This is a genomic window from Methylobacterium sp. J-001, assembly GCF_022829565.1.
Taxonomy (GTDB): Bacteria; Pseudomonadota; Alphaproteobacteria; order Rhizobiales; family Beijerinckiaceae; genus Methylobacterium.
In genome coordinates this window covers 61,068-79,018 of record NZ_JAKSYN010000169.1, presented here as the reverse complement: position 1 = coordinate 79,018, position 17,951 = coordinate 61,068, and the positions used below count along the sequence as shown (strand labels likewise).

Here is a 17,951-nt window from a genome sequence, read left to right as displayed (position 1 = left end):
TCGCAAGGAACAGTCGGATGGAATCCCTGACCTTCCGCCACACCACCAAGAAACCATTGCCCGGCTCGGTGCCGAACGCCATCACGGGCGTGGTGGCCTCCGGCAATCTGGAGATCCTGCTGGAGCGGGTGTTGCCGCCGGATGCCTGCGAGGTCGCGATCGAGACCCCGATCGCCGGCTACGGCGCGGTCTGGGAAGCTGTGGTGGCGGATTTCGTCGCCCGGGCCCAGCCCGGCGGCCTGCGCATCAGCATCAATGACGGCGGCGCCCGTCCCGACACCGTGTCCCTGCGCCTGCTTCAGGGCGCCCGGCTGATGGAGGCCTGACCATGGCTGGCGTGCGCCCCGCGAGCACCGACCCGGACGCCTTGAGCTGGTACGAGGCCACCGCGCGCCAGCGCGTGGTCGCCCTGGCCGATCCCGGCACTTTCCAGGAATTCCTGCCCCCGACCGAGCGGCGCATGAGCCCGCACCTGCCGCTGTTCGACCTGCCGCGCGCCTTCGACGACGGTATCGTGATCGGTCGCGCCGCCCTCGATGGCAAGACGGTGCTGGTGGCGGCCCAGGAGGGCCGGTTCATGGGTGGGGCCATCGGGGAGATCCACGGGGCGAAGCTCGTCGGGCTGCTGCGCGCCGCGCTCACCCTGAAGCCGGCGGCGGTGCTGATCCTGTTCGATACCGGCGGCGTCCGGCTGCAGGAGGCCAATGCCGGCGAGACCGCCATCGCCGAGACCATGCGGGCGATCGTCGACGTCCGCGCTGCCGGGATCCCGGTGATCGGGCTGATCGGCGGCCGGGCCGGCTGCTACGGCGGCGGCGGGCTCATCGCCGGCACCTGCTCGCGGCTCGCAGTCTCGGAAGGCGGACGGATCTCGGTCTCGGGGCCTGAGGTGATCGAGACCAACAAGGGCGCGGAGGAGTTCGATTCCCGCGACCGGGCGCTAGTCTGGCGGACCATGGGCGGCAAGCACCGCCGGCTGATCGGCGGCGCCGACGCGTTCTGCGCCGACACCGTCTCGGCCTTCCGCAAAGCCGCTCTCGACCTGATCGGCCGGGCACCCGCCTTCGACCTCGCGACGCTGGAGGCCGAGCAGGCCCGGCTCGAATCGCGCCTCACGCGCTTCGGCGATTGCCGGGACGCCACGGATGTCTGGGCCCGGCTCGGCGTCAACGACCCGGAGGCGGTGCCCGCCATGGACACGCGCGCCTTCGACGAGACCGTGGCCCGGGTGAGGGAGGCCGACCATGACGCTCGCTGAGATCCTGGCCGGGTTATTCCCGCAGGGCCATTCCGTCACCGTGCGCGACGGCCTCGTCACTGGGGCCGGCCGGTTGGCGGACGGAACCCTTCACGTCGTCGGGGTCGACGGCGACACGCCCCTCGGGGTCGACGGGGCACTCGTCCTGTCCCGCGCCGTGCTCGACGCGGTGCGCGCCGGCGACAGGGCGCCGATCCTGGTCGTGGTCGATTCCGACAGCCAGCGCATGAGCCGGCGCGACGAGCTCCTGGGTCTCAACGAGTGCCTGGCCCATCTCGCCAAGGCGCTCCTGCTCGCCGACCGCTCCGGCCACCCGACCATCGGGCTGATCTACGGCCACTCGGCCGCCGGCGCCTTCATCGCCACCGCGCTGGCGACCCGGATCCTGGCGGCGCTGCCCGGCGCCAACCCGAGCGTGATGGACCTGCCCTCGGTGGCGAAGGTGACCAAGCTGCCGCTGGACAAGCTCCAGGAGATGGCGAAATCGACGCCGGTCTTCGCCCCCGGCCTCGACAACATGGTGGCGACGGGCGCGGTCCATGTCGTGCTCGATCCGGGCAAGCCGCTCGACGGCCAGATCCGCGACCTGATCGCTGACCTGAAGCCCGGCGACGACCGCGACCGCCTCGGCGAGGAGCGCGGCGGCCGGCCGGTGGCGCGGGGGATCGGCGCGTCGGTGATCGCCCAGGCCGGGCGGTGATAGGCGCCCACGCCGCACCCGTCATTGCGACCGCAGCGAAGCAACCCAGTGTGGCGCTACGTCATAAGGATCGCGCGCTGCCCTGGGTTGCTTCGCTGCGCTCGCATGGACGAAGCGGGAAGCTGACGATGGTCGAACCGGATGGACCCGATCGAAATTCCGCTCGCAGCGCCGCAGCTTGGACGGAACACGGTAATCCACTCCGTCAGTCCGGTGCGCCGCAGGCGAGCCCGGAATCCAGAGCCGCCGGCGGTGCACGCGACTGACACGACGGCGTATCTCGATTCCGGACGCCGCTCACGCGGCCCCGGAATGACGGGGTGGCAGCTCCACCGTTGAGACATGTCGGAACAAGGCCGAAGACCGGATTTCACGATCCCCCAATGTCTCAGCAAACGATCGCGGATGGGACAGACCCTTCAAACAACCATCGAGAGCCGTCTACCCGGCACCCATAGCCGGCAGGACCTCGTCCGCGTCGATCCCCACGCCTGGGCGGCTTGGCTCCGCAGCCGCGACGACCTCGCCGCCGTGCCGCATCTCGCCGGTTGGGCCGAGGCAGGCCGTCCGCTGATCGTCCGCCGCCGCGTCCCGGGGGAGGGTGCCGAAACCGTGCCCCTCGGCCTGCCGCTGCCGCCCGCCGACGGCAAGCGGCGGATCGGCCTCGCCCTGCCGGCCGAACACCTCACCCGAATGGACGGGCCGAGCCTGGCCGAGGCCGCCGCCCACGCTCCCGCCGCATGGGGCGGAACCATCGCGGCGCTGGTCGCGCTCGGCGAGCGCTACGACCTGCATCCCCGCCCGTTCGGCGGCCTGCTCTGGCAGACCGTGACCGGGCTCCGCTATCTCACCGCGACGTCGGACCTCGACCTGCTCTGGCCCTGCCAGGTGCCCATTCCAACCGGTCTGCTCGACGGGCTCGCGATCATCGCGGACATTGCACCGATGCGCCTCGACGGCGAGATGCTGTTGCCTGACGGAACTGGCCTGCACTGGCGCGAACTGCGCGACGCTCCCGAAGGCGGGACGGTGCTGGCCAAGGGCCTGGACGGGCTGGCGATGCGTGCGGTCGCTCCCCTGCGAACCCGGACAACCGCATGAGTGTCGCGATCTTGCTCTCCGGCCAGGGCGGCCAGCATCCGGGGATGTTCGACCTCACCGCCGACCACCCGGCCGCGCAGGCGGTTTTTTCCGCGGCGGCGCCGCTCCTCGGTGGCACCGATCCGCGCGACCTCGCCCGGAGCGGCGGCGACGCGCTCCACGCCAACCGAGCCGGCCAGATCCTGTGCTGCACCGCCGCGCTCGCCGCCTGGCGGGCGCTGGGATTCACCGGCCGGGCCATCGTGTCGGGCTACAGCATCGGTGACCTCGCCGCCTGGGGCATCGCCGGGCGGATCGCCGATGCCGACATCCTGGCCCTGGCCGCCCGGCGGGCCGAGGCCATGGATGCCGCCTCGGGGGAGGGGGGCGGCCTCGCCGGGATTCGGGGCCTCGGCCTCGACGCACTCGAAGCCCTGGCCGTGCGGCACGATTGCCACCTCGCCATCCGCAACGCCCCCGATAGCGGCGTGGTCGGGGGCCGGCGCGACGCCCTCGATGCCCTGTGCCGGGAGGCCACCGGGGCCGGGGCGCAGCGGGCGGTTCTGTTGCCGGTGCACACGCCCTCGCACACGCCGCTTCTGGCTGAGGCCAGCACCGCCTTTCGGAGCGCCCTCGACACCATCACGCTGAACCGCCCGCCCGCCGGTGCCCCGCGTCTGGTCAGCGGTCTCGACGGGGCGACGATCTTCCGGCCCGACGACGGCCTCGACAAGCTTGCCCGTCAGATCTCTCACACCCTCGACTGGGCGGCCTGCCTGGAGGCTTGCCGGGAATACGGCGCCGATCGGGTTCTCGAACTCGGGCCCGGCCACGCCTTGGCGACCATGGCGCGCACGGCGCTGCCGGATGCCTGGGTCCACGCCCTGGAAGAGTTCCGGTCGATTACTGGTGTCTCCGACTGGCTGGCCCAACCGTAGGGCGTAGACGGGGCCCACGCGAAGACTTGGCCCGGGACCCCGCAATTCTTCGCCGGAACCCACAATCGCGCGTCCGGTCTGACTTCGCTGCGAAGACGATGCGCAGAGCCGCCTCACCTTGACGCGCAGGCCGCCGCGGTCGTAGCAGCCGGGCAGCAACGGGACGGGACGGATTCATGATGGGCAAGCGCGCGCTGATCACGGGGGTGACGGGCCAGGACGGCGCGTACCTGGCGCAGCTGCTGCTGCAGAAGGGCTACACGGTCACCGGCATCGTGCGACGCTCCAGCCATGCCGGGGTGTTCGACCATAGGTTGAAGTGGCTCGGCATCCTGAACGATGTCGAACTCGTGGACGGCAACCTGCTGGATCAGTCGGCGCTGCTGCGCATCGTCCAGAGCGCCAAGCCCGACGAGATCTACAACCTCGCCGCCCAGTCCTTCGTCACTTCGTCCTGGCAACAGCCGCTGCTCACCGGCCAGGTGACCGGTCTCGGTGCCGTCCATATGCTCGAATGCCTGCGCTCGGTGGCGCCGAATGCGCGCTATTACCAGGCTTCGACCTCCGAGATGTTCGGCCTGATCCAGGAAGCGCAGCAGAGCGAGACGACGCCGTTCTATCCGCGCTCGCCCTACGGCGTGGCCAAGCTCTACGCCCACTGGATGACCATCAACTACCGCGAGAGTTTCGGGCTGCACGCCTCGAACGGCATCCTGTTCAACCACGAGAGCCCGCTGCGGGGCGTCGAGTTCGTCACCCGCAAGGTCACGGACGCGGTGGCACGGATCAAGCTCGGCATGCAGAAGGAACTGCGGCTGGGCAACATCGACGCCAAGCGCGACTGGGGCCACGCCCGGGACTACGTCCAGGCGATGTGGCTGATGCTTCAGCAGGACAAGCCCGACGACTACGTCATCGCCACCGGCCGGACCACGACGGTGCGGGACATGTGCGTGATCGCGTTCAAGCATGTCGGGCTCAACATCGACGATCACCTGATCATCGATCCGGCGTTCTTCCGTCCGGCGGAGGTGGAGGTGCTGCTGGGCAACCCGGCCAAGGCGAAGGCGACCTTCGGCTGGGAGGCGGAGACGTCGCTCGAGGCGCTCATCACCGAGATGGTCGACGCCGACATCAAGCGCCTCAGCGCCAACGCTTGAATGACCCTGCGCCGGCCGGTCTCGCCACCGGCCGGGTTCGGGCCCATATCGCGCGCGTCATTCGCGAGAGAGGCGCGCCGTGAAAACCTATCAGCTCTACATCGACGGCCAGGACGTCGACCCGGTCGAGGGCTCGTGGTTCGAGTCCGTCGACCCCTACCGCGGCGAGCCTTGGGCTCGGATCCCGCGCGCCTCAAAAGCCGATGTCGACAAGGCGGTGGCCGCCGCCAAGCGTGCCATGTGGGACGGGCCCTGGGCGACCATGACCGCCTCGGCCCGTGGCAAGGTGCTGCGCCGGATCGGCGATTTGGTTGAGCGCGAGGCCAAGGCGCTGGCTGAAGTCGAGGTTCGCGACAACGGCAAGCTGTTCGCCGAGATGTACGGCCAGACCCGCTACCAGCCGGAATGGTGGTGGTACTATGCCGGCCTCGCCGACAAGGTCGAAGGCGCCCAGGTTCCGATCGACAAGCCCGAGACCTTCGCGTTTACCCGGCACGAGCCGGTGGGCGTGGTCGGTGCGCTGACGGCCTGGAACTCACCGCTGTTGTTCGTGGCCTGGAAATGCGCGCCCGCCCTTGCCGCGGGCTGCGCCGTGGTGGTCAAGCCCTCGGAATTCGCGTCCGCCAGCACCTTGGAATTCGCACGCCTGACCAAGGAGGCGGGGCTGCCGGACGGGATGTTCAATGTCGTCACCGGCTATGGCGGCGAGGCTGGCAGCGCCATCGTGGAGCACCCGGATGTCGCCAAGATCACCTTCACGGGTTCGGATGTCACCGGCGCGAAGGTCTACGAGGCGGCCGCGCGCCAGATCAAGCGGGTGTCCCTCGAACTTGGCGGCAAGTCGCCCAACATCGTGTTCGCCGATGCCGACCTAAAGGCCGCCGCCGCGGGGGCGATCTCGGGCATCTTCGCCGCCACCGGGCAGACTTGCATCGCCGGGTCCCGCTTGCTCGTGCAGAACAGCATCCGCGAGGCGTTCGTCGAGCGACTGGTCGAGTTGGCGCGCACGGCTCGGCTCGGCGACCCGATGCAGGCGGATACCAATATCGGACCGATCACCACACCACCGCAATACGACAAGGTGCTGGACTACATTGCACTCGCCAAACGCGAGGGCGCGCGTTGCGTGCTCGGCGGCAATCCCGCCACCGGTCCCGGCGTGATCGGCGGTCAGTTCGTCGAGCCGACGATCTTCACCGGCGTCACCAACGAGATGCGGATCGCCCAGGAGGAAGTGTTCGGACCGGTCCTGTCGATCATCGGGTTCGAGGACGAGGCCGAGGCGCTCAAACTCGGCAACGACGTGATCTACGGCCTCGCGGCCGGCGTCTGGACCCAGGATATCGGCCGGGCACTGCGCATGTCGAAGGGCCTGCGCGCCGGAACGGTCTGGGTGAACACCTACCGGGCGGTGAGCTACATGATGCCGTTCGGCGGCATGAAGCGCTCCGGCATCGGCCGCGAAAGCGGCATCGAGTCGATCCGCGAATACCTGGAGACCAAGAGCGTCTGGATTTCCACCAGCCGCGACGCGCCCGAGAACCCGTTCGTGATGCGGTAGTCCATTGGCCGGCGCAGGGGTACTCGATCTCTGTGCCGGCGGGCCCCTTACTTTGAAAAATGCGTGGTCGACATCCGGTCGGTGACGAGTTCGAACGGCACCCAATCGTATTGCTGCACCGTCTCATGGCGGATCAGTTTCAGGGCATCGTCGATCGCCCGGCGCGCCTGGAGGCCGGCATCCTGATAGACCGTCACGGCCATGCGCTTGCGCTGCATCGCCGATAATCCCTCCGGTGTCGCATCGACCCCGCCGATCAGGATTCGATCGGGTGGGAGCCCGGCCGCCGCGACTGCGTCGGCTGCCCCGATCGCCATCTCATCGTTGTTGGCGACGATCGCGTCGAGCGCGAGACCCTTCGCCAGCCATCCAGCCACGAGCGAAGCGGCCTTCTTGCGGTCCCAGTCCGCGGCGCCTTCCGCGATAACGCTGAAGCCTGGGAAAGCCGCAGCCACTTCCTTGACTCCGCGCGTGCGCAGGGCGGTCGCCGAGTGGCTCGGATGCCCCTCGATGATCGCAATCCGTCCCTTGCCGTCAAGCATCTGCGCGAGCTTCCGCATCTGGAGTCGTCCGGCGACAAGATCGTTCGGCAGGACAAACGCAATGCGCCCGGCAAACCAGTCTTCGCGCGGACCGTTGTTGGCGTAAACGAGCGGGATGTCGGTCTCTTGGGCGAGGCGCGTGATCGTCGCGTTGGCGAGAGGATCGACCGGAAGGATCAGCAAGGCATCGACCTTCGCGGTAATGAACTGCCGAACCTGCTCGATCTGCGTCTCGCCAGCGCCCTCCGGCGCGTAGACGAATTGCACCGCGACGCCGGGAACGGACTTCGCGTAGCTTTCGATGCCGTCGCGCAGCAACTGCGTGAAGCCGTTCGGCTGAACCATCGCGACGCCGATCGTCGTCGCCAGGGCCGGCGTCGCCAAGCTGGCGAGCACGAGGGCGCAGGAAGTGGACCGCCCGATCATGGCGAGGATGCAGGCCCGAAAGGAATGGATGCCCGACCGGCATGCGTGCCGGCCGGCGTCAGTCTTCCGGACGATGGTCCAGCCCCGGAGCGTACGGATCATAGTAGTTGCACCTGCCTGGAGCGGCCGCCGCCCTTTGAAAGCCAGTTCGGCGCCGACAATCATGTGAGATTGAAAGTTTCGAGGCGGCCTCGATGGCGCCGATTCTGTTTGATGGTGGGCATGCCTGACCCGCCCCGGCGGCGAGACCGTGTCAGGCGGCCCGGATGCTGTCCAGGAACCGCTGGACTTCCTCGCCCAGGCGCGCGGCATCGCTCGACAGGGCGCTGGCCGAAGTGAGCATCCGGTCGGCTGCGGCGCCGGTATGCTCCGCTGTGCCGGCGACCGTGGCGATGCTCGCCGTGACCTCACCGGTGCCGTTGGCGGCCTGCGCGATGTTGAGCACGATCTCCTGGGTGGCGGCACCCTGTTCCTCGACCGCCGCGGCGATCGAGGCGGCGGCCCCGCTCATGTCTCGAACCCGGGTCGCGATCCCTTCGATCGCGGCAACCGCGTCGGACGTGGACGCCTTGATGACCGAGACGTGGCCGGCAATGTCGTCGGTTGCGCGCTTCGCCTCGCCTGCCAGTTGCTTGACCTCGGCTGCGACCACTGCGAAGCCCCGGCCGGCATCACCGGCCCGCGCCGCCTCGATGGCGGCGTTGAGAGCGAGCAGGTTGGTCTGTGCCGCGATCTTGGCGATCAGCCCGACCACGTCACCGATCCGGTCCGCCGCGCCGCTGAGGATCTGAACGAATGCGATGGTCTGGGCTGCCTCCGCAGCCGCGCCGTTGGCCATGGCGGAGGAGAGTTCGGCCTGGCGGCCCACTTCCTGAACCGACGCCCCAAGCTCGTCGGCGGCCGCCGCGATCATTCGCACATTCGACGCGGCCTGCTCGGCCGCGGCTGCCACCGTCGTCGATTGGCTGGCCGTCTGTCCAGCCACCTCGCTCATCTGGTGCGCCGTTCCCTGGAGCTGCGTCACCGCAGAGGCGACCGTTTCGACGATCCCACCGACCGTCTCATCGAAGCGCTCGGCCATGTCGCGCAAGACGACCTTCCGGTGCTGCTCCGCCTCCAGTCGAACTCGTGTGGCTTCCTCTTCCAGAGACTTGGTATGCAGCATGTTGTCCTTGAAGACCTGCACGGCACCTGCGATCGCACCGATCTCGTCAGCCCGATCGCCTCCCGGGATCACGACCGCGAGATCGTTCTCGGCGAGACGGGCCATCACCTGCGTGATTCTCGCGATCGGCGCGGCCACCCGGCGCACGATGAACCAGCTGATCGCCAGGGTCAGAATCGCCGCGATACACAGGGCTCCGATCACCGCCAGCCGCGAGGTAACCCCGACCGCATCGGCCGCCGCCGTCTGCTCGAATGCCCGTGCCTGCCGATGGACCAGGACGGAGTTCACAGCCTGGGTGAAGGCGATAGCGTCGGTTTGGAACGGCTCGGCGAACACCGTATCGGCCAGCTCGCGCTCACCGGCCCGATCGAGCGCGGTCGCCTCCGCCTCGACGGCGAGGAAGTGCTGCCAGGCTTCGCGCAGCCGATGTGCCAATTGCTGCTCATCGACCCCGGCGATGGTCGGCGCATAGGCGCTCCAGGCCTCTGAGAATGCCTCCTGCGCCCTGAGCGCATCCGTCAGATAGCGGCGGCGCTCCTCCTCCGAATGGGCATTGTGGGCCAGGACGTCCAGCGCCCGAAGCTCCTGGCTCAACTCTTTCATGCGTCCGAGGATCGTGACCGCTTTGATTTCCCCGGAGATCGATCGGCTGACGTCGTTGATCATGCCGATGCGGAATACAGAAAATACTCCTATAGAAGCAGAGACAATAAACAGCGCGACCGAAGACCCAATGATGATGGAACGCAGATTTAAAGACGAAGTTCTCCGCGACTGTGATAATGCAGAGTCCATATGGCAAGCCTAAGAATACTGATATTTATGTCCTATCATAGTCTCGGAAATAAATCAATAAGACAGCAGAACGTTTTTTAAGCTAGTAAGTCTTGTTGTTTTTCCGACGTATATTAATTTGCCGATCAAATATATTACAATATGATAATGTATATTGTCGGCTCGATACGAAGATCCAGCAAGTCCGCTCCGAATTGCGTTGGAATTGGCGATCGTAAGGCCGGACGTATCAACCGATGCCGATTTCCGGAACCGCCGTCGGCGACGTCTGCCGAGGTGGTGCGGACTGGAATCACCGAAGCGCGATAACGGTTGCGGATGAAGTCGGCGATGTTCGGGGCGGTGAGCAGGGCGGCGAGGCGCAGCATCCGCCCGCCCTTGTCCAGGGCCTGCGTGGTCATGAGAACGTTTGCGCGTAGGGGCTACACTCGACACGCTCCAAAGCGAGAGCATCCTGGGCCGGTACGAGCCCGGTTTCGAGGGCGTCGTTGCCGGTGAAGATGGCGAGGGTCACGTCGTCGAGGAAGCGCGGCAGCTTCGCCGATGCGACCTCTAAAGTCTGAGAAACTTCGGGTTCGCGTCGGTGTTTTCGTCCCTCGGACGAGCGTTTGGGCGGATATCGCCGCTGGTCTCGATGAGCGTCACAGGTAGATCTGGCGCCAGCTTGTGCGCGACGAATTCCAGGATCTCCGCATGCGGTACCGAGAAGCAACCACCCGCAAGGGGGTCGCCGCCTTGGCACCACCGGCTGCCAAAGACAGCGCTCCGGCCAAGACGGTTTGGCAGGGACGTCTCGCGCAGGAGGCTGCGGAAAGGCGACCGCATCGATCTGGCGATCGGTACAATCCCGATGGGCTCGACGACGTCGGGCTCGGTCATGGATGGGCCGCGCTTGCGAACAGTGCGGGCGGATCGTTCAGCAGGATCGATCGCAACGCCAGCGCAGCCTCGTGCGGCGTGCGTGTGAGGGCGCGGCGCACGGCTTTGATCAGCCCCGTGCAGATTGATGGGACGAGGCGGTGTCCAGGACGCACTTCACGATTCCGGATTTCTGGGGCCTGCTGTGCAAGGAGCGCGGCCAAGCCGGCGCTTCCCGGCCGCACGCGTTTGAGTGTTTCATCAAGGGTGATGAGATCACCCGCAGCGACGGCGTCACAGGTTTCGGCCGCCGTCAGGTCGGTGAGGACGACCAAGCCCAGGGCGCGAATGGTTGTGTCGTGGGCCGCGCGGAACTGACGCCGCATCGCTGCCGAGGCGCGCTGGCGCAGACCTTCGACAGCCTCCGCCTCCGTGCGGCCGGCCAGGTACCCATCGCGATACCAGTTGGCCGCTTCATCGACCGCCGCCGGATCCGCCACGGACAGGATTGGAAAGTTGCGCAGGATTTCTGCCCGGGCGCCCTGAAGACTCGGATCGGCATCGAGGGTGGAATCCGGGAAACGATCGTTCGCGACCATCTCGGTCACGACGCCGGCCGCCCGCAACTGCGCAGGATCGGGAATCCAGATGTCCTCAGGCGCCACAGACATGGTCCGCGCTACGAAATCCGGTGTCACGCCAGCTGCGAGATAGGCTGCGCGCTCGGCCCCTGGATCAACCGCCTCGAATTGGCCCCCCGGCCCGAGCTCATAGGGGGCGTGAAAGCCGAGCTGCCCGCCTGCGGCCAAGAAACGGGTGCGTCCGCGGACGAAGATGAGGGTGCAAGCCGACGCGCAGACGTCGGGGACGTAGGTGGTGAGACTGCGTTCCGCGACCAGCGCCCCAAGGGCTTGCCCCTCGTCGACCAGGCCGCCATCGCTGGTGAGATGGATGCGCTCCACGTTCGGGTTCGCCGCCAGCAAAGCCGCTACGCGTGCCGCCACGCCCTCGGTGAGATCGCCGGCCAACCGGATGTCCCGGCCGCCCGGGCCGAGGGCCACCCGCGTGTCGGCTTCCGTCGGCTCGCTGGAGGACGCAGCCGATTGCGAGGTGAACGCAGGCGCCGGGACCGAAGCCATGATTTTGGTCAGCGGCGAGAGTGCGACAAACCCGGTGGCTCCGATGGCAAAGGCGCATAGACCTGCTTTCACCGGGCGCCCCCATCCGGGCGTTTCAATAAATCGCATGGCGAGGCTCTCCAGCCCATGCCGTCGCGCGCGGGGCGTGCTGCGAACGCGCACTATTCGCAGCTCCCATCGAAGCGACAGGCGTATCGTTGCTAATGAGGCGTGGAGCCTATTGAAGGTAGGCGACGAACATCTCGGCGACGGCGCGGGCCGCGTAATCTGCCGGATTCTCGCCGCGCCGCACCGGGAAGGCGTCGACGATCATCCGCCCGCGGAGGATCTGCTCGACCTCGTCGGCCATCAGCCCCTCGGCGAGGGCATTCGCCAGGGCTGCGCGTCCGTGGGCGTGATGGCGGGGCAGATCGCCGGACAGTGCGATATCTTGAGCGGAAGTGGGGACGAGAAAAGCCTTCAGGGCTTGCGCGTCACGGGATGTGGGGGGCGTCAGCGTGTCGTGCGTGCGCATCGTGCGTCATCTCCAAGGCTAGGTTGCGTGTCGATCTCGGTTTCGAGAACCGACAACACCGCGCCCAAGAGGATTTTGCCGCCATAGCTCTACGTGCGTTGACGATCACTCTGCCCTCCATCCGCCAACTCTGACGATCTGCATCGGGAACGGGCTGAGAATAGTACCGAGGGACGGGAATGTGCTCCCAAATTACGGTTGCATCGCAGAGTGGATCCCTCGTCCATAAGCCGTGCAGGAGCAGGGATCGGCTTCCGGCCCGCGTGCGGCGTGGTCGTTTTGCCCGGCGCCAGCCTTTCGCAATCGGCGTGGCGACGATCCACTAGCCCCTCGACTCGGCGCATCGCCATGGGTTCCGACCAGTCAGACCCGGACGGCCTTTGTTCCTGACTGTGCCAAGGATACGAAGATCAGTCAGCAAGCTGTTTGGTACTGGTTCGACGAAGCGGCTTTGCTACGGTTCCGCGCTCAATCACCGCCTTCGAATGCCTTGCGACCGTGCCGACGGGTATGGTCGGCGGCCGATCGCGTGGTAGCCGCTACGCACGATGCCAAGCTTGCTGTGTCGATGGCATGGTGCACAACGACATCTTCCAAATCGGCGACCCGTAGTGTTTGACGGAGTACCGATATTTGCCGCATCGCTTTTTGCCCACGTGATCAAAAGTGACGGCGTAGCAATACTTTAGGGAGGTGACTGGAAGATCAAACGGCCGAACGACTGTCTGCATCGGTTCTATCACTACGCCGACCATCTCAACTGCAACTATCGGCACGGACCCCTGCGGTTCTGCAACACGCCAATCCGAGGATTGCTGAACACAAGGATCCGACTGCCCATATCAATATGGTCAAGATCTTTGAGGCCAAAGTTTTAGGAAAACTGCCAGTCTGGGCTGTAGACTGCCACGTAGGATGAGTGGTTGGCGCCCCAAGCCGGGTCGACCATTTTGGCAAGCGCTTTGCGCGCAAGTTCCATACGTTGTGGCCGGTCGTCCGCAGGAAATTCAGGGCTACCCAATGCAGCAATGCAAGCGTTGAGGCAGGATCGATATTGGCCGGTATTGAACGCGTTCACGGCAAGCTTGTCCTGCATGCCATAGCTATACATCCACGGCTGAATGAAAAGTCCATCGGCAGGCATCGATAATTCGACCCCTGCTTCTGCATAATGAAATCCCTCGACATAGCGTTTTTTAATCTGGCAGAATCGGCTTGCATGATAACGCGCCTCGATCCGGCGCGGATTAACTTCGATGGCCTGATCAAAGACAGCAAGCACGTTGTCGAACGGCTCTTCCAATACCTCCATCAACAAGGCTGCGCTGAGAAAGCTGATATAGATTTCTTCCGTCCAAAATCCCAGCTTCGTTCTCTTTAAAAAATACTTTAATGCTTTGCGGTGTTCAGCAAAATCGCGATAGCTTTGCGCAAGATAAAATGTGTACCGTGAAATGAGGAACGGATCTTTTTCTTTTTCCAGGGCCTTTTCAAGTACTTTGGCGTCGCGAACATAAGTCATCTCATCACGGCGGCGCGCACCGTCATGGCCTCGACGCATTGCGATCGGCAGCGTCCCCGTCCAAACTAGATCCTTGCACTCCGCAAATTCGTGCAGGACGCCGCGGTAGCGCCAAGGCAGTGTATTCTTGAACAGTTGCGTGCGGGGATACCGCATCGTCGTGTCATGGATCTGGAGACTGTACCCGGGCGCATCAAGATGCGGCATCACGAAGTCGGCCGGGACAATCAACTCATCGTCCGCATCAATGACGATCGTATAATCACCATGTGGCCGGGCGAGATCCAGGGCTTCTGTGCGATTATGGGCGAAATCGACCCAGGGTCGCTCCACCAAGGTACCCGGTACATCGGCTAAGGCGGTCCTGATAATGTCTTGCGTCCCATCGGTCGAACCGGTGTCGACGATGATCCAATGATCTATAAATGGGCGTATTGATGCGAGGCACCGCCGAATAACCGGCGCCTCATTCTTAACAATCATCGAGAGACAGAGTTTCTGACCGGAAGGAGTCATCTCTAATAGACTTCTCAACGCGACAATATGCAAGACTTAGAGTTTGTGATTCCGGCTTGTAGCGCGCCGTTATGGCTTTCGCAAAGGGAAAAACCATCGTTTTTTTGGAGGTTTCAAATTTTAATCTATAAACTATTGTAGATTTGTTAATACATGGACGAATATTACGCATTAATATCAATTTTCCGTGCAGTGATGATTTAAATTACCAGCATGACTCAGTATTCGTAGAACTTTTGACTGTCCTTACTGAACTGTCAATTTTCCGCGGCATCAGATTGCGAAAGCCGCGTGTGTGAGCGTCGTATCCGAGGCCTCGTCATGAGAAAGAGGGCATGTCTCAGTGTCGGGCGCATTGAAGACGCTCGGTTGCCGTGCGCGCCCGAACCGACGGTTCGTCCTACCCAATACAAAAAGCAAAGTTCACGTCCTGTCGGCACCACGGTGACGAACAAGGTCGACCGTCGATAGGCCTGCGGGGAGCTGAACTATCCTGGCTGGATCAGTCAGATCTCATGCCCCCTTGTCCGCGCACGCAACGCGCGCCGCTGCGCGCACGCCGATCCCGACCGACACGCGGCGCGCCGAGCCTCGGCTCAAGCCCCCACCACCATACCCCTCTCTCACCCCACAGCCCGCGAGGCCTCCCGAACCTGGCGGGTCGCGCGGTCGACTTGTTCGCTGGCCTGGGCGATCGTGTCCATGCCCGCTGCGATGGTCGAAACGCCGTGGGAGGCGGTCTGCATGCTGCCGGACATCTCGCGCGTCACCGCCGATTGCTCCTCCACCGCGGCTGCGATGGTCGAGGAGACCTCGTTCAGCGTCTGGATCGTGCCCTGGATCGCGTTGATCGCGCCCACAGCTTCCCGCGTGGCCGATTGCGTCGCCGCGATCTGGCCACGGATCTGGTCCGTGGCTCGCCCCGTCTGCTCGGCCAGGGCCTTCACCTCGGAAGCGACCACAGCGAAGCCTCGGCCGGCCTCTCCGGCGCGCGCCGCTTCGATCGTCGCGTTGAGCGCCAACAGGTTCGTCTGTGCCGCAATTCCGGCGATGAGGCCGACCACGTCGCCGATCTGGGTGGCTTGGTCGCTCAGGCCGGCCACGATGCCGCCGGTATGCTGGGCTTGTGTCACCGCTTGCCCGGCGATCGAAGCCGCGTGGCTCACCTGCCGGCTGATCTCGTTCACCGAGATCGAGAGCTGCTCAGCCCCCGACGCCACCGCTTGGATATCGTCCGACACGCGGCCGACCGTATCGGCCGCTGTCCCGGTCTGGCGGGTGACGTCCGCCACGGCTTGCCCGATCGCGTCGAGATCCGTGTCGATCGCCTGCCGGGCCTCGGCGCGACGCTGGCGCTCGCGGACCTGCACGGTGATGTCGGTGGCAAACTTGACGACCTTGACGGGGCGGCCGCTGTCATCGCTGATCGGGTTGTAGGTCGCTTGGATCCAGACCTCGCGGCCGTCTTTCCCGATTCGCCGATACTCGGCGGACTGGAACTCGCCGCGCCCCAGCGCCGCCCAGAAGGCGCGGTAGGCCTCGCTCGACCGCTCAGCCTCGGTGACGAACAGCCCATGGTGGCGGCCGACGATCTCGTCGAGCGCGTATCCGACGGCGCTCAGGAAATTCTGGTTGGCGCTCAGGATCGTCCCGTCGAGGGCGAAGGCGATGACCGCCTGCGAGCGGTGCAAGGCGGCAATCTGACCGTCGAGGTCGAGGGCCCGCAGCTTTTGCGCCGTGATGTCGGTGGCGAACTTGATGATCGTGGTCGGCCTGCCGGCCCGGTTCAATACTGGGTTGTAGGTCGCCTGGATCCAGACCTCCCGCCCATCCTTCCCAATGCGCTTGTACTCGGCAGTCTGGAAGGCGCCGCTCCGGAGCTTGTCCCAGAGGTGTCGGTAGGCCTCGCTGTCGGGTTCCGCCGGGTCGACGAACAGGCTGTGAGGACGACCGCGGATCTCGTCGAGCGCATAACCCATCACCGACAGGAAATTCGCGTTGGCATCCAGGATCGTGCCATCGAGGGCAAACTCGATCGTGGCCAGCGACCGGTTCAAGGCCGCCCACTTAGCCCGCTGATTTCGTCCACCGGCCAGGCGATCGAACATCGTTTCCTCCAGATGCGCGGACCCGCTGCAGGGCGCGTGTTGGGACCGCCCCGGGCAGCGCCGATGGCCGGCTCAACGCGGTCTCGGCAATCCCGGCGCGCCAGTAACAGCCACGCCTTGATCACGCGTTAAATCAATGAACGCATCATAAACTATGACAAATCGCATTGCAGCCGAACATGTCCAAGCAAATTTTTCCAGTCGCACGCAGGGGTTGCAGCCCTCTGCTGCTGTTTTCATTGCGGTGGAATGGACGATGAACGCATCGACCATCATTGTCGAACGACGGAAACGCCAGATTTCCTATCAAGTGATGCCTGGCGGTGCTCTGTAGCCGTGGGCGAAGAACCGTAACGGCGACGCGCCCCGCGAAAATGCCTCCTCATCTCAGCCGGGCTTGCGGTTTCGCCTCTCCGATGATGCCGTTTCGAGATGGAATGCATCCGCCCGTGCGGGACCGAAGAGCGTCTCGGTGCAACGTGTCCGTGCACGGATGCCGACACAATGAACTTGAAAGCGCGCCACGGGTCACAGGAATGTGAGACGGCTGGCCCCAAGATCGGCCCCTCGCAAGGCAACACAGCACGCCCCTACGCTTCAACCTGCAAGAAAGCGCAGCTGCAACGGTGGAGGCGCCGACCATCGAAGCTCTCACCGCCATCGGCGGTATGGGGCCGCCCAACGGTATCCGGTCGCCGCGATGCCAGGTGGATGTTCAGTCTGTTCGGCTGATCGTCGCTTCGATCCGGCCGTGTGGCTCGTCCGTCGGCAGGAACACGGTGCCCTGATTCTCCAAGCCGAAAGGGTTCAGGTCGATCGGTACGTAGTGCTTGTTCGGCATCACGAAGGCGATCTCGGTCACCTCCGGAACCGCCGCCAGCACGGCCTCGCCCATCCGGTACATGCTGTCCTGCACGCCGCGGCTGTAGGTGGTTCCGAACACGGTGAGCAAGGTCGCGAGGATCCGCGCATTGGCGGTCTCGCAATCTGCCGGCTGCGCCGACCACGTCCAGGTCGCATCCATGCTCGTGGCGGCGATCCGGTCGGTCGTGTCGGGAAGCGTGCGGTAATCGTCCGCCACGAAGCCGGCCCAGCCCGATTGGGTGGTCTTCATGAAGGTGTAGCCGCGCAGTCCGGACTTCAACATCGATCCAGCCCGGCGGGCCTCCAGCCCGACATATCCGAAGCCGTTGCCGTCTCGGGTGAAGGTGTGGCCGTGGGGTACACCGTCGACAGCGTGGCGCAGCCAGCGGGTCTCCTCGGCCTCGATCGTGACGATCTCCACCTGCGGATAGGTCTTCAACAGCACCTCAGCCACGGCGGCGACGAACCCCTCCGTATCGAGGGACAGGTTCTTCGCCGCCGTGACGTTGACGATGTTCTTGATGCTGTCGGTGGCGATGCAGGATCGGTTGTCGCCCTCGGTCCAGGCGGCGTCGAAGCGTCCGATCAGCAGCACGGACAGCGTCAGCTCCCGCGGGACATGGTGGTCACCCGAGCGGGTCAGCCGCATTACCCGAACCCGATCCTTGCCGTAGCGCGATGTCGTCAGAGCCATCATGATCTCCGAGAAGAAGCCCCCGGCGGGCCCGGGCCGAGACGGAGCTTAGGGTGGGAGCGAGTGCTTCTCCAATGCAAGGCAGCGCACCGGCAGGCATATTGCTAG

At 65.2% G+C, this 17,951-nt stretch carries 16 protein-coding genes; 7 read left to right on the top strand and 9 right to left on the bottom strand.

Annotation, left to right across the window (positions count from 1 at the left end):
• Positions 1–17: 17 nt before the first annotated feature.
• The 7 genes from mdcC (at position 18) to MKK65_RS21540 (ending at position 6,697) form a co-directional block, all read left to right on the top strand.
• Positions 18–326: a malonate decarboxylase acyl carrier protein gene (mdcC, locus tag MKK65_RS21570; RefSeq protein WP_007568076.1), complete on the top strand. Its 309-nt coding sequence runs from the start codon at positions 18–20 to the stop codon at positions 324–326.
• A 2-nt stretch (positions 327–328) separates the two neighbouring features.
• Positions 329–1,258 carry a biotin-independent malonate decarboxylase subunit beta gene (locus MKK65_RS21565; RefSeq protein ID WP_243960156.1) on the top strand — a complete coding sequence of 310 codons (930 nt, stop codon included), beginning with the start codon at positions 329–331 and terminating at the stop codon, positions 1,256–1,258.
• Positions 1,245–1,958: a biotin-independent malonate decarboxylase subunit gamma gene (mdcE, locus tag MKK65_RS21560; protein ID WP_243960155.1), complete on the top strand. Its 714-nt coding sequence runs from the start codon at positions 1,245–1,247 to the stop codon at positions 1,956–1,958. The genes MKK65_RS21565 and mdcE overlap by 14 nt, the downstream gene beginning before the upstream one ends.
• Before the next feature lie 405 nt (positions 1,959–2,363).
• Positions 2,364–3,059, top strand: a complete 696-nt coding sequence (gene mdcG, locus MKK65_RS21555) for a malonate decarboxylase holo-[acyl-carrier-protein] synthase (RefSeq protein ID WP_243960154.1) — start codon at positions 2,364–2,366, stop codon at positions 3,057–3,059.
• Positions 3,056–3,976: an acyltransferase domain-containing protein gene (locus MKK65_RS21550; protein WP_243960153.1), complete on the top strand. Its 921-nt coding sequence runs from the start codon at positions 3,056–3,058 to the stop codon at positions 3,974–3,976. Before mdcG ends, MKK65_RS21550 begins: the two co-directional genes overlap by 4 nt.
• Before the next feature lie 176 nt (positions 3,977–4,152).
• The gene (gene gmd / locus MKK65_RS21545; RefSeq protein ID WP_243960152.1) at positions 4,153–5,136 is read left to right on the top strand and encodes a GDP-mannose 4,6-dehydratase; all 984 of its coding nucleotides are present in this window, start codon (positions 4,153–4,155) and stop codon (positions 5,134–5,136) included.
• A 79-nt stretch (positions 5,137–5,215) separates the two neighbouring features.
• Entirely contained in the window at positions 5,216–6,697 is a 1,482-nt protein-coding gene (locus MKK65_RS21540) for an aldehyde dehydrogenase (RefSeq protein WP_243960151.1), read from the top strand.
• Between the two features lie 47 nt (positions 6,698–6,744).
• On the opposite strand, the gene MKK65_RS21535 is transcribed toward MKK65_RS21540, so the two are convergent.
• The 9 genes from MKK65_RS21535 to pucL all read right to left on the bottom strand — a co-directional run bounded on the left by MKK65_RS21535 (position 6,745) and on the right by pucL (position 17,843).
• Positions 6,745–7,830: a substrate-binding domain-containing protein gene (locus MKK65_RS21535; protein ID WP_243960150.1), complete on the bottom strand. Its 1,086-nt coding sequence runs from the start codon at positions 7,828–7,830 to the stop codon at positions 6,745–6,747.
• An 88-nt stretch (positions 7,831–7,918) separates the two neighbouring features.
• Entirely contained in the window at positions 7,919–9,628 is a 1,710-nt protein-coding gene (locus MKK65_RS21530) for a methyl-accepting chemotaxis protein (RefSeq protein WP_243960149.1), read from the bottom strand.
• A gap of 134 nt (positions 9,629–9,762) precedes the next feature.
• Positions 9,763–10,029: a hypothetical protein gene (locus tag MKK65_RS21525; RefSeq protein WP_243960148.1), complete on the bottom strand. Its 267-nt coding sequence runs from the start codon at positions 10,027–10,029 to the stop codon at positions 9,763–9,765.
• Positions 10,030–10,180: 151 nt separating this feature from the next.
• Positions 10,181–10,507, bottom strand: a complete 327-nt coding sequence (locus MKK65_RS21515; protein ID WP_243960146.1) for a hypothetical protein — start codon at positions 10,505–10,507, stop codon at positions 10,181–10,183.
• Positions 10,504–11,514 carry a hypothetical protein gene (locus MKK65_RS21510; RefSeq protein WP_243960145.1) on the bottom strand — a complete coding sequence of 337 codons (1,011 nt, stop codon included), beginning with the start codon at positions 11,512–11,514 and terminating at the stop codon, positions 10,504–10,506. Before MKK65_RS21510 ends, MKK65_RS21515 begins: the two co-directional genes overlap by 4 nt.
• Positions 11,515–11,842: 328 nt before the next feature.
• Positions 11,843–12,139 carry a hypothetical protein gene (locus MKK65_RS21505; RefSeq protein ID WP_243960144.1) on the bottom strand — a complete coding sequence of 99 codons (297 nt, stop codon included), beginning with the start codon at positions 12,137–12,139 and terminating at the stop codon, positions 11,843–11,845.
• An 874-nt stretch (positions 12,140–13,013) separates the two neighbouring features.
• The gene (locus tag MKK65_RS21500) at positions 13,014–14,177 is read right to left on the bottom strand and encodes a glycosyltransferase (RefSeq protein WP_243960143.1); all 1,164 of its coding nucleotides are present in this window, start codon (positions 14,175–14,177) and stop codon (positions 13,014–13,016) included.
• 623 nt (positions 14,178–14,800) lie between these two features.
• Positions 14,801–16,285 (bottom strand): PAS domain S-box protein, encoded by a 1,485-nt coding sequence (locus MKK65_RS21495; protein WP_243960142.1) that lies wholly within the window; start codon positions 16,283–16,285, stop codon positions 14,801–14,803.
• A 715-nt stretch (positions 16,286–17,000) separates the two neighbouring features.
• Complete coding sequence (gene pucL / locus MKK65_RS21490; RefSeq protein ID WP_243960169.1) at positions 17,001–17,843, bottom strand: factor-independent urate hydroxylase; 843 nt, start codon at positions 17,841–17,843, stop codon at positions 17,001–17,003.
• Between the last annotated feature and the right edge of the window lie 108 nt (positions 17,844–17,951).

What these genes read in the sequence shown, in the direction of transcription:
- MKK65_RS21550 (WP_243960153.1), top strand. Translation starts at nt 3,056, where the DNA reads ATGAGTGTCGCGATCTTGCTCTCCGGCCAGGGCGGCCAGCATCCGGGG.
- MKK65_RS21525 (WP_243960148.1), bottom strand. Translation starts at nt 10,029, where the DNA reads ATGACCACGCAGGCCCTGGACAAGGGCGGGCGGATGCTGCGCCTCGCC.
- MKK65_RS21495 (WP_243960142.1), bottom strand. Translation starts at nt 16,285, where the DNA reads ATGTTCGATCGCCTGGCCGGTGGACGAAATCAGCGGGCTAAGTGGGCG.
- pucL (WP_243960169.1), bottom strand. Translation starts at nt 17,843, where the DNA reads ATGGCTCTGACGACATCGCGCTACGGCAAGGATCGGGTTCGGGTAATG.
- MKK65_RS21500 (WP_243960143.1), bottom strand. Translation starts at nt 14,177, where the DNA reads ATGACTCCTTCCGGTCAGAAACTCTGTCTCTCGATGATTGTTAAGAAT.
- MKK65_RS21535 (WP_243960150.1), bottom strand. Translation starts at nt 7,830, where the DNA reads ATGATTGTCGGCGCCGAACTGGCTTTCAAAGGGCGGCGGCCGCTCCAG.
- MKK65_RS21565 (WP_243960156.1), top strand. Translation starts at nt 329, where the DNA reads ATGGCTGGCGTGCGCCCCGCGAGCACCGACCCGGACGCCTTGAGCTGG.
- gmd (WP_243960152.1), top strand. Translation starts at nt 4,153, where the DNA reads ATGATGGGCAAGCGCGCGCTGATCACGGGGGTGACGGGCCAGGACGGC.
- mdcC (WP_007568076.1), top strand. Translation starts at nt 18, where the DNA reads ATGGAATCCCTGACCTTCCGCCACACCACCAAGAAACCATTGCCCGGC.
- mdcG (WP_243960154.1), top strand. Translation starts at nt 2,364, where the DNA reads ATGGGACAGACCCTTCAAACAACCATCGAGAGCCGTCTACCCGGCACC.
- MKK65_RS21530 (WP_243960149.1), bottom strand. Translation starts at nt 9,628, where the DNA reads ATGGACTCTGCATTATCACAGTCGCGGAGAACTTCGTCTTTAAATCTG.
- mdcE (WP_243960155.1), top strand. Translation starts at nt 1,245, where the DNA reads ATGACGCTCGCTGAGATCCTGGCCGGGTTATTCCCGCAGGGCCATTCC.
- MKK65_RS21515 (WP_243960146.1), bottom strand. Translation starts at nt 10,507, where the DNA reads ATGACCGAGCCCGACGTCGTCGAGCCCATCGGGATTGTACCGATCGCC.
- MKK65_RS21505 (WP_243960144.1), bottom strand. Translation starts at nt 12,139, where the DNA reads ATGCGCACGCACGACACGCTGACGCCCCCCACATCCCGTGACGCGCAA.